General features: G+C 71.7%; 14 protein-coding genes. 2 read left to right on the top strand and 12 right to left on the bottom strand.

What is annotated here, in order from left to right; genetic code table 11:
* Positions 1–22: 22 nt before the first annotated feature.
* Positions 23–757: an AIM24 family protein gene (locus ACMCNN_RS30650; protein ID WP_412743933.1), complete on the top strand. Its 735-nt coding sequence runs from the start codon at positions 23–25 to the stop codon at positions 755–757.
* Between the two features lie 93 nt (positions 758–850).
* Here ACMCNN_RS30650 and pheA read toward each other — a convergent pair whose 3' ends face one another.
* The 6 genes from pheA to ACMCNN_RS30620 form a co-directional block, all read right to left on the bottom strand.
* Entirely contained in the window at positions 851–1,807 is a 957-nt protein-coding gene (gene pheA / locus ACMCNN_RS30645) for a prephenate dehydratase (RefSeq protein ID WP_412743932.1), read from the bottom strand.
* A gap of 50 nt (positions 1,808–1,857) precedes the next feature.
* Complete coding sequence (locus ACMCNN_RS30640; RefSeq protein WP_412743931.1) at positions 1,858–3,690, bottom strand: PAS domain S-box protein; 1,833 nt, start codon at positions 3,688–3,690, stop codon at positions 1,858–1,860.
* A gap of 202 nt (positions 3,691–3,892) precedes the next feature.
* Complete coding sequence (locus ACMCNN_RS30635; RefSeq protein ID WP_412743930.1) at positions 3,893–4,495, bottom strand: hypothetical protein; 603 nt, start codon at positions 4,493–4,495, stop codon at positions 3,893–3,895.
* A gap of 34 nt (positions 4,496–4,529) precedes the next feature.
* Positions 4,530–4,919 (bottom strand): ACT domain-containing protein, encoded by a 390-nt coding sequence (locus ACMCNN_RS30630; protein ID WP_412743929.1) that lies wholly within the window; start codon positions 4,917–4,919, stop codon positions 4,530–4,532.
* Between the two features lie 85 nt (positions 4,920–5,004).
* Positions 5,005–5,469: a hypothetical protein gene (locus tag ACMCNN_RS30625; protein ID WP_412743928.1), complete on the bottom strand. Its 465-nt coding sequence runs from the start codon at positions 5,467–5,469 to the stop codon at positions 5,005–5,007.
* 51 nt (positions 5,470–5,520) lie between these two features.
* Entirely contained in the window at positions 5,521–6,264 is a 744-nt protein-coding gene (locus ACMCNN_RS30620; protein WP_412743927.1) for a hypothetical protein, read from the bottom strand.
* 311 nt (positions 6,265–6,575) lie between these two features.
* Between ACMCNN_RS30620 and ACMCNN_RS30615 the strand changes: the two genes are divergently transcribed.
* Positions 6,576–7,787, top strand: a complete 1,212-nt coding sequence (locus ACMCNN_RS30615; RefSeq protein WP_412743926.1) for an arginine deiminase — start codon at positions 6,576–6,578, stop codon at positions 7,785–7,787.
* Between the two features lie 17 nt (positions 7,788–7,804).
* Here ACMCNN_RS30615 and ACMCNN_RS30610 read toward each other — a convergent pair whose 3' ends face one another.
* The 6 genes from ACMCNN_RS30610 to ACMCNN_RS30585 all read right to left on the bottom strand — a co-directional run bounded on the left by ACMCNN_RS30610 (position 7,805) and on the right by ACMCNN_RS30585 (position 13,808).
* Complete coding sequence (locus ACMCNN_RS30610) at positions 7,805–8,680, bottom strand: DUF5926 family protein (protein WP_412743925.1); 876 nt, start codon at positions 8,678–8,680, stop codon at positions 7,805–7,807.
* A 75-nt stretch (positions 8,681–8,755) separates the two neighbouring features.
* Complete coding sequence (locus tag ACMCNN_RS30605; RefSeq protein ID WP_412743924.1) at positions 8,756–9,955, bottom strand: sensor histidine kinase; 1,200 nt, start codon at positions 9,953–9,955, stop codon at positions 8,756–8,758.
* 88 nt (positions 9,956–10,043) lie between these two features.
* Positions 10,044–10,844, bottom strand: coding sequence for a glycerophosphodiester phosphodiesterase (locus ACMCNN_RS30600; protein WP_412743923.1), 801 nt, complete (start codon positions 10,842–10,844; stop codon positions 10,044–10,046).
* Positions 10,841–11,176, bottom strand: coding sequence for a rhodanese-like domain-containing protein (locus tag ACMCNN_RS30595; protein ID WP_412743922.1), 336 nt, complete (start codon positions 11,174–11,176; stop codon positions 10,841–10,843). The genes ACMCNN_RS30600 and ACMCNN_RS30595 overlap by 4 nt, the downstream gene beginning before the upstream one ends.
* Positions 11,177–11,185: 9 nt before the next feature.
* Positions 11,186–12,373 carry an LCP family protein gene (locus ACMCNN_RS30590; RefSeq protein ID WP_412743921.1) on the bottom strand — a complete coding sequence of 396 codons (1,188 nt, stop codon included), beginning with the start codon at positions 12,371–12,373 and terminating at the stop codon, positions 11,186–11,188.
* 187 nt (positions 12,374–12,560) lie between these two features.
* Positions 12,561–13,808, bottom strand: coding sequence for an LCP family protein (locus tag ACMCNN_RS30585; protein ID WP_412743920.1), 1,248 nt, complete (start codon positions 13,806–13,808; stop codon positions 12,561–12,563).
* Positions 13,809–13,811: the final 3 nt, after the last annotated feature.

The following is a 13,811-nucleotide window of genomic DNA, read 5'->3' as shown; positions in this document are numbered from 1 at the left end:
CCAACATCGAAAGGGCCCCCCAATGCGCAGTGACCTGTTCTCGGCGGACAACCTCGAGAAGGAGTCGGCCCAGCCCGGCCTCCGGCTGCAGAACTCGAAGCTGCTGAAGGCGGAATTGAACGGTGAGTTCATGGCGCGGACCGGCTCGATGGTCGCGTACCAGGGGCAGGTCCAGTTCGAGGCGCTCGGCTCCGGCGGGCTCGGCAAGTTCCTCAAGCAGAAGCTAACCGGTGAGGGCGTACCGCTGATGCGGGTGAGTGGCCGGGGTGACGTCTTCCTCGCCGAGCGGGCCGCCGACATCCACCTCATCGACCTGGAGCCGGGCGACGCCCTGTCGATCAACGGCGCCAACGTGCTGGCGTTCGACTCGACGCTGCAGTACGACATCAAGATGGTCGGGGGCGCGGGCATGATGTCCAACGCCGGCCTCTTCAACTGCGTCTTCACCGGGTACGGCCGGATCGCCGTCACCACCAAGGGCAGCCCTGTGGTGCTGAGCGTGGACCAGCCCACGTACGTGGACCCGCAGGCCGCGATCTGCTGGTCCGCCAACCTGCAGACCGGCTACCACCGCGCGGAGCAGCTCGGCCTCGGCACGCTGCTGGGCCGCACCACCGGCGAACGGTTCACGATGAGCTTCGCGGGTCAGGGCTTCGTCGTGGTGCAGCCGTCCGAGGAGGCACCGGGCGGCCTGGCCGGCGCCGGCGCGGGTCAGCAGCAGCAACAGGGCGGCCTGCTCGGCGGCCTGCTCGGCTGAGCGGCGCCATCAGCGAATCTGCCCGGGCACACGGTGCCCGGGCAGTGCTGTCTCCGGCCCGTTTCGCGCGGACGCGGTCCGGGCAGCAATGACTCAGGCGGGCTCGCCCGAGCGCAACCGGGCGAGCCACGCCGCGCTGTCGGCGAAGTCGTGGTTGGACAGTCCGGTCGGCGGCTGCGTCGGCCGTACCGTCTCGGCGGCCGACCACCGGTGGCGGGGATAGCTGCCGAGGAAGCGCACGTCGGCGCAGATCCGGCGTAGTCCCTGCAGGGCCTCGCCCAGGCGGGCCTCGGCGACGTGTCCGGTGCAGTCGAGAAAGAACACGTAGAGGCCGAGTTGCTCGCCCGTGGGGCGGGACTCGATGCGGCTCAGGTTGATGCCGCGGACGGCCAGCTCGGTCAGCACGGCCAGCAGCGCACCCACCCGGTCGTGGGCGATCGAGACCGCCAGCGAGGTGATGTCGTCGCCGGTCGGGGCGGCCGGGGGCGCGGGCCGCGACAGCAGCGCGAACCGGGTGACCGCGTCCGGCCGGTCGGCGATCTTGTCGGCCAGCACGGTCAACCGGTTGCGGGGCACGCCGATCGGCGCGCAGATCGCGGCGTCGTACTCGCCGGCCGCGGCGGCGATCGCGGCGGCCGCGTTGGAGAGCACGTCGACGACCACGGCGTCGGGCAGATGGGTACGCAGGAACGCGCGGCACTGGGCGGACGCCTGCGGATGCGCGGCGACCGTACGGATCTCGTGCAGCGGAATCAGTCGCGGTGCCGCCAGCTGGAACTCCACCGGCAGCACGACCTCGCGGGTGATCACCAGCGGGGTGCCGGTGGCCAGCTCGTCGAGCGTGACCGGCACGGCGCCGCCCACGGAGTTCTCCAGCGGGACGAGCGCGGCGTCGGCCTCGCCGGAGCGCACCGCGTCGAGCGCCTCCGGCACGCTGCGCGCGGGGGTACGGCTGCCCCGCTCCGCGGCGGGGATGGTGCGCAGAGCCTGCTCCGTGAAGGTCCCTTCGGGACCGAGGTAGACGAATCGGGTCGGCGGGGTTCCCGGCATGGCCCCAGCTTAGTGACGCCGCCGGACGGCGTTCGGTGGCACGGGTGCCGTCACCGGCTCGGTACGCCGGTCCCGGTCAGCGCGTCCTGCACACTGCCGAGCAGGCTCTCGCTGGTGAACGGCTTGTGCAGCAGAATGCCGCCGGTGGTCCGCCCCGCCCCGGCGTTGCCGTCGGTGTACCCGGACACGAACAGCACCGGGATGTCCGGCTGGCGGGCCTTGACCCGCTGCGCCAGCTCCGGCCCGGACATCTGCGGCATGAGCACGTCCGTCAGCAGCAGGTCGAACGACTCGTCGGCGAGCTGCAGCGCGGCCTCCGGATCGGCGGCCGGTACGGGTTTGTACCCGTTGCGGTCGAGGATGCGCACCATGAGTTCCCGGACTGCCTCGTCGTCGTCGACCACGAGCACCCGCTCGCCGTTGCCGTGGCTGGCCGGGCGGTCCGCTTCGACGTCGACGGGCAGGTCGGACACCTCCGCGGCGGGGAACAGCACCGAGAAGGTGGTGCCGACGTGCAGCTCGGAGACGATCCGGATGCTGCCCCCGGCGTCGGTGACAATGCCGTAGACGGTGGCCAGTCCGAGCCCCGTACCCTCGTGTTTCGCCTTGGTGGTGAAGAACGGTTCGAAGACGCGGTTGACCACCTCGGGCGGCATGCCCGTACCCGTGTCGTTGACGGTGAGCCGGATGTAGCGGCCCGACAGCGGCGGCGGCGCGTAGCCCACCTCGTCGGAGCTGATCTCGCAGTGATCGACCTCCATCACCAGCACCCCGCCGTCGGGCATGGCGTCGCGGGCATTGATCACGAGGTTGAACAGGACCTGGTCGATGCTGCTGCGGTCGGCGATGATCGTGGTCGGTTGTTCGCCGGTCCGGGTGACCAGCTGAATGTGGCCACCCAGGGTGCGCGAGAGCAGGTCGTTGGCCTCGACGACGACGTCGTTGAGGTCGATGATGGCGGGCTCGGTGCGCTCGCTGCGGGCGAAGACGAGCAGTTGGTGGGTGAGTCGGCGGGCCCGTTCGGCGGCCCGGCGGACCCGGGCCAGATCGTCGCGGGCCTCGTTGTCGACGGGGATCTGCTCCGCCGCGAACTGGCTGTAGTTGAGGATGATCGCCAGCAGGTTGTTGAAGTCGTGCGCGATGCCGCCGGCGAGCTGGCCCAGGCTTTCCAGGCGCTGGGCGGTCTGGGTGCGTTCCAGCGCGGCCCGCTCCTTGGCGCCGGCTCGCTTGCGGGCGGTGACGTCGTGCTCGATCGAGGCCACGGCCGTCACCTCGCCGGCCGGGTCGCGGACGGGGGCGAGCATGACGGAGACATCGAACAGGGCGCCGTCCTGGCGTACCCGGACGACCTCGATCTGATCGCTGCGCCGCCCCTGGGCCGCCTCGGCGAACATCGCCAGCAGTGCCGTACCGTCGTCGGGTGGGGCCAGCATCTGAATGCTGGAACCGATCGCCTCGGCTCTGCTGTAGCCGTAGATCTCCTCGGCGCCGCGGTTCCAAGTGGTGATCGCGCCTTCGGGGGTCGCGGTGTAGACGGCGTCGCTGGACGCCTCCAGGACCGCCGCCAGCATCACCTGGTCCTTGAGCGCGTCGGCGGAGTTGCGTTCGAGCACGCGGCGGTGGTGGGCGATGACGATGCTGATCATCGTGGCCACGATGGTGACCGCGATGCGCAGGATCTGATCCGACGTGCCCCACATGCCCTGGTACGTGGAGACGGCGATGACCAGAGTCGTGGCGTACGTGCCGATCGCGAAGACGGTGACCGGGCTGCCGGAGATGGCGGCCAGGCAGGGGCCCAGCGCGATCACGCCGAAGGACAACAGGTGCGGCTCGGCGGCCAGGCTCAGCATGGCCAGCGCGCTGGTCACCACGACGGGCATGATCACAGGGTGGACGTGGCGGGAGCCGGGGCCGCCCCCGGACGTGGCCCGGGTTCCCGTGCTCATCACGATGTCCCTTCGAAGGCGCATCATGTCCACCAGTGGACCGAGCCCTTACGTTACGCTCATATCGGGTGTATCGGGCGTCCATCGACTATGCGGGACCGCCGACCAGGCCGGTCCCCGATGAGGTGTCAGCCGGTCAGGAGCCGCATGCGCGGACCCGGATGCCGGGCGGCGCATCGGCCTGAACCTGGTCGCTGCACACGTCCGCGCCGGCCTCGACCAGCCGCAACGTATTCGGTTTACCCCGGCTGACGACGAATAGTGGTTCGTCCTGCTTCGCGTCTTCGGAAGCCAGCCGTACCGTGGTGAACTGCCACGACTGCTCGCAGAACGGCCCACCGTCCACCTTCAGCGGGCTGTCCGGGATGCCGGGTTTGCCGTTGATCAACGCCAGCACCTGCTGCCCGGTCGGCCCCTTCGTGCACGGACCGGCCGGTGAGGGCGGTGGCGTCGTCGTGGGCGGGGCGGTGATCGTCGGCGGCGTCGCGAAGGTCGGCGGTACCCCGGTCGGCAGGCCGCCGGGCGGGACCCCCGGCAGGCCTGCGCTGGGCAGCGCGCTGGGCGGAAACCCGGAAACCCCGAGAGACGGGTACGCCGGAGCGGACGGTACGCCGCTGGGCGCACCGGGCGGCGCCGTGGGCAGCGGTTGCGGCGGCGCCCCGGCGCATCCGGCGAGGGCGGCCAGTGTCCCGCCCACCACGAGCCGGGCGGCGGTTCGGCGTACGCGCAGGCGTGCCACGGGCCCATGGTAGGGCCTCATGACGGTCGATGGATCAGCCGGCGATGCGGTGCCCGGCCGCGGTGAGGGTGTCCATCGCCTCGCGCAGTCGCACCGTGGGGACCAGCAGGTAGTCCGTGTCGTACGTGGAGAAGGTGACGATGTTGACCCGCGCGTCGGCCAACGGCCCGATGAGCGAGGCCAGGACCCCGGTCAGGGCCAGGTCGAGCGGGCCGACGACGCGCAGGGCGCGCCACGGCGTCTCCGCGACCGCGTCGGCGGGCGCCCGGTCGGCCGGGCAGATGACGGACAGCTCGTCGGGGGCCCAGGTCACCGAGATGACCCCCTTGTCGTCCGGCCCGCTGCTCAACGACGCGGGCAGGGCGGATCCGGCTGGCAGCCGGCACACCGCGTACTCCTCCGGCAGCAGCTCCAGATCCAACATGAGGGAAGAGTACGTTCCCCGGGTGCTTCGCCCAATGCCTCGCGGGTGCGTTGATCGCCACAACCAGACATCTGGCCACGGACGGTCAGTACCGGACCGCGGAGAGGAATGTCAGCGAGGCGACGACGTGTCCGCCCTGCCAGAGCGGGGTGGCGATCGCGTCGACGGTCAGGTGGGCGGAGTCGGTGGTGGGCTGCACCCGCATGAGCCCGCGGGCGAGCCGCTGGCTGCGGATGGCCAGCAGCGGCGGGATCTTCTCCACCTCGGGCTCGGCCAGCTCGCCCGCGCCCGCGGTGAAGTCGATGAGCCGCAACGCGCCACCCAGCAGGGGCTGGCCCACCGCGTCGGCGGGGGCGCCGAGGCCGAGCAGCTCACTGCCCGACGGCGAGATCGCGAGGATCCGGGAGGTCACGTCGATGACCAGGCACGGCTCGGCCGCGGCCGTCACCGTGGAGGTCCACCGGTCGACGCCGCCGACGAACTCGGCCTCCGCCGGGGTCCGCGCCTGCGGCACGAACGCGCCCGACAGTGAGAGTTCGACGTGCGCCACCCGCACCTCCTGAGAAAGTCGGTGCACGGGGCCGTGCACCGACTCCGAACGTTACCGGCGGGCCGAACGCTTGTCAGCGGCCGTTTGTCCGGTGCCGTGCCAGCGATAGTCGCCGCCCGGGCGGTACGGGGCGTTCGACCAGGTGTCGGGGCGGCGGGCGACAGCGGAGAGTTTCCCGGCGGTGGCGGAGGAGATGCGCGCCCCGCCCGCGATGAGCAGCCGGTCCAGCTCCTTGTGGGTGGCCACGAGGCAGTCCTTGGGCAGCCCGTGCACGCTGATCACCCCGGAGCCGACGAACGCCAGTACCGGGCTCACCGGTACGGACAGCCCGACGGCGGCGGACATCGCGCGGGCGGCGCGCTTCGCGTCCCGGCGCGCCTCGGTGACGTACGCCGGGCGCTTGCCGTTGATCTGCACGACGTCACCGGCGATCAGCACGCGGGCGCGGCCGTGGTCGGCGACGGTGACCGCGTACACGCCGCCGGGGCCGATCGCGAGGAAGCCCGCGCGGTCGTCGACGGGGTCGGCCTCGTACAGGCCGACGGAGTCGGTGCGCGGCCAGTCCACGATGTGCCAGGCCGGGCCGAGCCGGTCCAGGCGGGTCAGGGCACGGGCACCGGCGGCCTCCACCCGGCGGGCGTCCCGCTCGGCTCGTCGGCGCCGGGCCCAGTCGAACGGACTGAGGCGGGGCACCTCCAGCGCGGTGGGTGGCGCGTCGCGGTGGGGCCCACGAACGGGGGTGAGGGCTTTGCTGGGAACGGGCAGGGCGGCGGGGCGGGCGGAGAAGACAGTCACTGCGACCTCCGGCAAAAGGTCCATCGGGCTCTCTTGTCACTACGGTAGGTGTTCAACCCCACACGGAAGCAAGACATCCGACGGGACTGAAAGCGGAGTGAGTGGGGATGAATGCCGCATTCATGCCCAGCCCCTTCTTGCTCATGATGCATTCCGCGCCTCGGTCTCCCCACAGGACTCGGTAGTTCGTCACCAAGTTAGCCTCACCTACTTCGCCGGCGCAGCCCTGTCCCACGATTCCGCCGCACAACGTCACCTGGCGAGCGCGGCGCGTACCGGACCGCTGGTCCGACGTGGCCTAGGCTCGGCCTGTGACCGGCCATGTCGACAGCGAGGTCAGCCCTCTGCGTACGGTCCTGCTGCACCGGCCGGGGCCGGAGCTGGCGCGGCTGACGCCCCGCAACAACGACTCGCTGCTGTTCGACGCGATCCCGTGGGTGGGGCGCGCCCAGGAGGAGCACGACGCGTTCGCCGCGGCGCTGCGCGAGCGCGGCGTCGAGGTGCTGTACCTCGGCGAGCTGCTGGCCGAGACCCTCGCCGTGCCCGAGGCGCGGGCCGTGCTCACCGCCGACGTGCTGGACACCCCACGGCTCGGCGACACCCTGCGCGAACGGGTCGCCGCCCACCTGGCCGACCTGGGCCCGCCCGAGCTCGCCCGCGTGCTCATGGCGGGGCTCGCCCACGAGGAGGTCAAGCCCGGCCCCGGCCGCCCGGGCGGGCTGGTCTACCAACTCATGGACTCCCACGACTTCGTCATCGACCCGCTGCCCAACCTGCTGTTCACCCGCGACTCCTCGGTGTGGATCCGCGATCGGGTCGCGGTGACCAGCCTCGCCATGCCCGCCCGCCGTCGCGAGACCACGCTGACCGGGGCGATCTACCGGCACCATCCCCGGTTCGCGGGCACGCAGTTGCTGTACACACCGGAGCTGGAACACGTCGAGGGCGGCGACGTCCTGCTGCTGGCGCCCGGTGTGCTGGCCGTCGGGGTCGGCGAACGGACCACCCCGGCCGGCGCGGAACGGCTGGCCCACCGCGTCTTCGCCGCCGGGCTCGCGCACACCATCCTGGCCGTGCCGATCGCCCAGGAACGGGCCACCATGCACCTGGACACCGTGTGCACGATGGTCGACGTCGACGCCGTGGTGATGTATCCGAACGTTGCTGACACGCTGCGGGCGTACCCGGTCACGGCCGGGCCGGACGGCGCGCCGGAGGCCACCGGGCCGCAGCCGTTCCTGGCCGCGGCCGCCGCCGCCATGGGCATCGACCGGCTGCGCGTCATCGACACCGGACTGGACCCGGTCACCGCCGAGCGCGAACAGTGGGACGACGGCAACAACACCCTCGCCCTGGCGCCCCGGCTCTGCGTCGCGTACGAGCGCAACGTGGAGACGAACGCCCAGCTGGAGCGCGCGGGCATCGAAGTCATCGCGATCAGCGGCTCGGAGCTGGGTTCCGGGCGCGGCGGGCCGCGCTGCATGAGCTGCCCGATCACCCGCGCCCCACTCGCCACCGAGTGAGCCGCCGCCGGGCAGCTCTACCGGAGGGTGAGCTGGCGGCCGACGAGGCCCTGCTTGGCGCGCCGGGCGGCCGCGTCCAGCGGCGCCGTCTCGGCGAGGGTGTCCCGGTACCGCTTCACGAAGTCGGCCAGCGGGGCCTCCCAGTCGGCGGCCTCGAGCTCCCGCGGCACATCCCACACCGGTACGAGCAGCCCGTGCGCCCGGAACATCCCGGCGAACCGGGTCGCCTCGCCCAGCGGCAGCTCACCGGCCGCCGACAGCCGGGCCAGCGCGTCCAGCGCGGCGTCCTCCGGCTCGGCCATGACCCAGCGCACGTGCGCCTTGTCCGGCACCCGGCACCAGTACGCGGCGGGCGCGGCCCCCAGCCGTTCCGTGGGATAGATGGAGGCGTTGGCCCGTTCCAGTGAGGCCGCCACGTTCGGGTCCTCGGCCTGCTCGGCGTCCAGCCAGTACTCGAAGCCCAGGTGCAGGGTGATGTCCAGCGGCCCGTCGTCGAGGATGTCCTGCAGTCGCGGCCCCGGCCCCGGCAGCGCGGGCACGGCCACGGTCTCGCCCGGCTCGGTACGCAGCGCGCACAGGATCGCCACCGCCAGATCGCGGGAGACGTCGCCGGACTGCACGTGGCGCTGCAGCCCGATGAAGACCTCGCCGTCGCGGCGGATCATCGCGGGCCACGCCATCGGCAGCACCGTGGACAGCGTGACCGGGCGGTCGCCGTACTCCGCGGCGATCTCGGGCTTGAGGCGCAGCGGCGCCGACGCGGCCGGGACCAGCTCGCGCAGCGCGATCCACTCCGGCTCGTCGGCGAGGCCCTCGAACGGCCGGGCGACGAAGATGTCGCGCACCTTCTGGCGCTTGGGCTCGGTCTGCGGGACCTTTCGACGCTTGCTCATGGCGCATCAGCCTAGGCGTTGCGGTCGGCTCCGCCCCCACGCGGCCCACCGTGTCGGCGCGGCAGCCGTCGACCTTTACCCGCGGGGGAACCGGACCTCGGCCAGGGTGCCGCCGCCCTCGCGCGGCCGCAACGCCACCCAGCCGCGTTGCCGTTCCACGATCCGGCGCACCAGGTAGAGGCCCAGACCGGCACCGGGGTGGCGGCGCCGATCGCCGGACTCGCCCTGCCAGTAGCGTTCGAAGGCCCGTTCCACGTGCTCGGGGCGGATCCCGGCGCCGCGGTCGCACACCCGGAACGTCACGGTCAGCTCGTCCGCCTCGGCATGCAGCTCCACCGGGGTGTTCGCGGGCGAGTACTTGTCCGCGTTCGTGGCCAGCTCGGTGAGGATCGTGGCCAGGGAGGCGCGGTCCCCGTACGCCTTGGGCAGCTCGGTGGGCAGCTCGTCGAGCACGACCCGGCGGCGCAGGTCGGCGGGCAGCTCGTCCACCGCCTGCCGCAGCGCTTCGACCAGGTCGAACGGGCCGGGCGGGGTGCCGCCGACCTCGCCCTCCTCGCTGGTCGCGGCGAGCAGCCGATCCACCAGCCGGGCCAGCTCACCGGCTCGGGCGCCGATCACCCGGACCGCCTCCTGGCGACCGCACTCGTCGAGGGAGTCCCAGTGGTTGGTCAGCGTGTCCGCATAACCCTTGATCACGGTGACCGGAGTACGCAGCTCGTGGCTGGTCACCGCGACGAACAGGTCCCGGTCCTCCTGGCGGCGGGCCAGCTCGCCGTCGTCGCCGTACGCGGGCAGGCCGTTGGGGTGGGTGTAGAGCCGTCCGGCGATCGTCGCCAGCACCTCCAGCACGGTGTACTGCTCCGGGCCGGGGGGCTCGGCGTCAGCGGTGAAGTACACGTACAGCGCGCCGACGACCGTGCCCGCGGCGTCCGCGCGGGCCGCCAGCACCCGCGGCACGTCCTCGGCCCCGACCGGGCCGGTGAACTCGTCGTTCAGCGCGCCCGGGGTGACCAGCAGGCTGCGGTGCCGGGCCAGCTCGTCGTCGACCCGGTGCACCCGGCGGCCCAGCACGTGGGCGCAGGTGCCGCAGGCGGCGATGATCCGGCCGTGTTCCGGGCCGTACTCGGCGAAGCCGGCGCCCGCACCGTCCAGCACCTCCCAGGCGAGCCGGACGATGTCCTCCAGGACGGCGACGCCCGCCGCGCCGGCGTTGATCCGGTCGAGGACGGCGAGTTGTCCCCGGGTCAGCGCGGCGTAGTCGGGTCGCTGGGGCATGTCTGCGAGTCTGCCTCGGTTCCGGAAATTTCGGCAGGGCGGGGTGGTGGATCTTGGCCATCATGTCACCCACACGGCCGACCCGTGGTCAGCCGACGCCGAGCCGGTCCAGCACGAACCGGGGCCGGTCGCTGATCACCCCGTCGACCCCCTGGGCGAGCGCCAGGTCGAGCTCGTCGTCGGTGTTGACGGTCCACACGTACGTGCCGTGCCCGGCGGCCCGCAGCGCCGGGACCAGCTGGGGCCGGGTGCGCAACAGGCTGATGCCGGGACCGGCGATGCGCGCCCCGAACGGCAGGCGCCCCCGGCTCACCCCTGGCGGCAGGATCTCCAGCAGGTACACCGTGGGGATGCCGGGGGCCAGGGCCCGGACCCGGCGCAACGCGAGCGCCGCGAACGACATCACCGTCACCCGCACGGGGTCGTCGGGGCGCGGGTCGGCGAGGCCGTGCTTGCGCAGCAGCTCGACGAGGCGGCGCTCCACGTCTGCGCCGTACCGGGAAGGGTGTTTGGTCTCGATCAGCAGGCGGACCCGGCGCCCGCTGTCGCGGATCGCGCCGAGCAGCCGGTCGAGCGTGAGCAGCCGGGTGCGGTCGGGGTCGGGCGGATCGTCGAGGGGGTCGTCACCGGCCGACGGGTGCCAGGAGCCGAAGTCCAGCGCGTCCAGCTCGGCGAGGGTCTTGCCGCTGACCAGCCCACGCCCGTTGCTGGTCCGGTCCAGCCGCCGGTCGTGGACGCAGACCAGATGCCCGTCGCGGGTCAGCCGCACGTCGCACTCCAGGCCGTCCGCCCCCTCGTCGAGAGCGCGCAGGTACGCCGCGAGCGTGTGCTCGGGCAGCGCCTCGGAGGAACCGCGGTGCGCGAACACGAGCGGGCGGTGGGCGCTCACAGGACGCGGGCCGGCTGACCGTTCTCGCTGACCATGTCGCGACCGACCGCGGCCCAGGACTGCATGCCGCCGACGAGGTTGCGCACGTTGTCCCACCCGTTGCCGGACAGGTACGACACCACCTGACCGGAGCGGCCGCCGGAGCGGCACACCACGACCACGTCGGCGTCCATGGGAATCTCGGCCATCCGGGCCGGGATCTCCATCATCGGTACGTGGTGAGCATCGGGCGCGTGCCCGGCCGCCCACTCGTCGGGCTCGCGTACGTCGATCAGGTAGGCGCCGGGGTCGACCTCGGCGGCGCTCACGCTGGGTACCTGTGGTCCGAACACGATCTCAGCCTAGGGCTGTTTCTCGTTCGCGATGACATCCGGGTGGTTGACGATGAACTCCCCGAGCTTGTCCTCCTGGAGTGCCTTGAACATCTCCATGCTTTCGGGGGTGATCGTTTCCCGGCCCGCGCCGTTGCCCGCGAACGTGCCCTTGTTCGTGCGCAGCAGCACGAGGTCGTTGGCGGCGATGCCCTTGAGCCCGAAGACGAAGTCGGCCACCGGCACCCCGCCGGTGTCGAGCACGAACGCCTTGCCCGCCGCCTTGATCAGCTGGGCGACCTTCAGCGGGTTGGTCAGCGCGCCGGTGGAGCTGGCCTTCTTGGCCATCGCCTTGATGAGCTGCCGCTGGTTGTCCTGCCGGTCGTAGTCGCCGTTCGTGAGCCCGTACCGCTGGCGGGAGTAGTCGAGCGCCTCCCAGCCCTCCATGTTCTTGCAGCCGACCTCGTGCCAGATGGGCTTGGTCGGCTTGCCGGTCTTGCGGGCCTCCGCGAGGAACAGCGGCTTCCCGTCGACCCAGACCATGTGGTGCGACTTGACCCGCTGCTTCACACACATGCGTACGCCGCCCAGCGCCTCGATGACGCCCTTGAACCCGGCGAAGTCGATGATCGCGGCGCCGTCGAAGCTCATCCCGGTGTTGGCCTTGATGGTCTCTGCCATCAGCTGGGCGCCGCCCGCCCAGCCGCCGCCGTTCTGCGCGCCGTGGAAGAACGCCTCGTTGGCCTTGGCGACCCCGCCCGGATAGCCGTTCTTGGCGAACGCCGGGACCTGCATCTGGGTGTCACGCGGGATCGACACCAGGTACGCCTGGTCGTGGCTGGCCGGGATGTGCAGCACGATGATCGTGTCGGAACGCAGGTCGTCGACCGCCCAGCGCTTGCGCGCGTCGACGCCCAGGAGCAGCAGGTCGATCGGCCCCTTGAGCGGGTCGCCGCCCTTGCCGGTCGTCGTCTTCTTGGTGTTGCCGATCAGGTCCTGCTGAGTGACCGCGGAGGTGGTGCTGTCGAGTACCCACTTGCCGCCCGCGAGGCCCGCACCGCTCGCCAGCATCAGCAGGACGCCCAGCACGACGGTGAGGCGCGCCCAGAGCGGGCTGCGGCGCTTCTTCGACGGGGGTGCCAGGGGCGCGACCAGGCCGCCATGCCCGACGGCAACCCGATCCTGCGACGCGGGGGGTCGAGGGGGGGCGACCGTCATTCAGGACTCTCCAGAAGATCAGGAAGGGGGCCGAACCACTGTACGTTCAACTTCGATATCGCGGGAGTCCTCCCGCGTTTCAACTCCGTGACACAGAGTGTTTACGTACGCCGCAGGCCGGTGGTTTCCACCGGCCCGCGTCGAATGCCCGTCCTGTGTGCCGCCTCTGTGCGGCGACACACAGTCGCTAGTTACCCGCCTTCGCCGCAGCGTTGGGCAGGTTGGCACCCATCCACTCGGTCATCTTGTCGGCAGAAACCGCCTTGTACAAAGCGAGTGCCTTCTCACGATCGCTGACCACGACGCTCTGTCCCCCGATGGTCTGGCTGCCCACGTTGGGGCTGGTGATGAACGTGAGCTTGTCGCCGCGGATGTTGCGGAACTGCACAGCCATGTCGGTGAGCGAGAAGTCCTGGTCGACAGTGACGGCGGCGGTGACCGCCTTGAGGAAGTCGTTCAGCTTTCCGGGGCTGGTCAGCGTGCCGGTGCTGGCGGCCTTGTCCATGAGCGCCTTCAGGAACTCCTGCTGGTGCTGCATGCGGGCGAAGTCGCCGCGGGCGAACTGCTTGCGCTGGCGGATCCAGTCCAGGGCCTCGGTGCCGTTCATGTGCATCGTGCCCTTTTGGAACACCCGGTGCGGCTTGTGGATCGAGGTGATGGTCTTCTCCACCTTGAGGTCGACCCCGCCGAGGGCGTCGGTGACCTCCTTGAAGCCGCCGAAGTCGATGGCCATCACGTGGTCGATGCGCACGTCCGAGAAGCACTCGACGGTACGGACCGCGCGGGGCAGGCCGCCGAACGCGAACGCCGCGTTGATCTTGTTGCGGCTGCCACTGCTGCACGGCGCGTTGTTGTCCGACGGGATCTGTACGTACAGGTCGCGGGGGATCGACACGAGCTGTGCGGAATCGTGGTCGGCCGGGATGTGCATGAGGATCAGGGTGTCCGCGCGCCACGCGTTGGTGGTGTCCTTGGCCGCGTCCGGGTCCCGCGAGTCACTGCCGACCAGCAGGATGTTCAGCGCACCGTCGACCGTCTTGGCCGGGCGGCCACCCGTGATCTGGTCGAACGCGTTCGTCCGCTTCAGGTCCTTGTCCAGGCCGTTGGCGTAGCCCATCAGTGTGACCGCCGCGATCACCCCGATGACGATCACCGCGATGCCGCCGACCAGCGCGATCCGCCCCCAGCGCGGCTTCGGCCGCCCCCGGTAGGGCCGGTTCGGGCCACCACCGCCGCCCGGACCGCGCGGCGGCGGACCGCCGGGGCCGGCGGGGCCACTGGCCCACCCGTCTCGACCCCCGGAGCGGGTGGCGCGCTCGCGGTAGGCGCCGGCGGCGGGCACGCCGGCGCGGCCCGTGGTGCGGCCGGAGCCAGGGTGGCCGGCTCCCGGAACGGAGGCGCGGCCGGTGCCGTAGGAGGACGTGGTCGGTGACATGGT

This window comes from Krasilnikovia sp. MM14-A1004, assembly GCF_047159485.1.
Lineage (GTDB): Bacteria > Actinomycetota > Actinomycetes > Mycobacteriales > Micromonosporaceae > Actinoplanes.
Note: the sequence above shows the minus strand (reverse complement) of the source record. Positions and strands in the feature narration are given on the sequence as shown.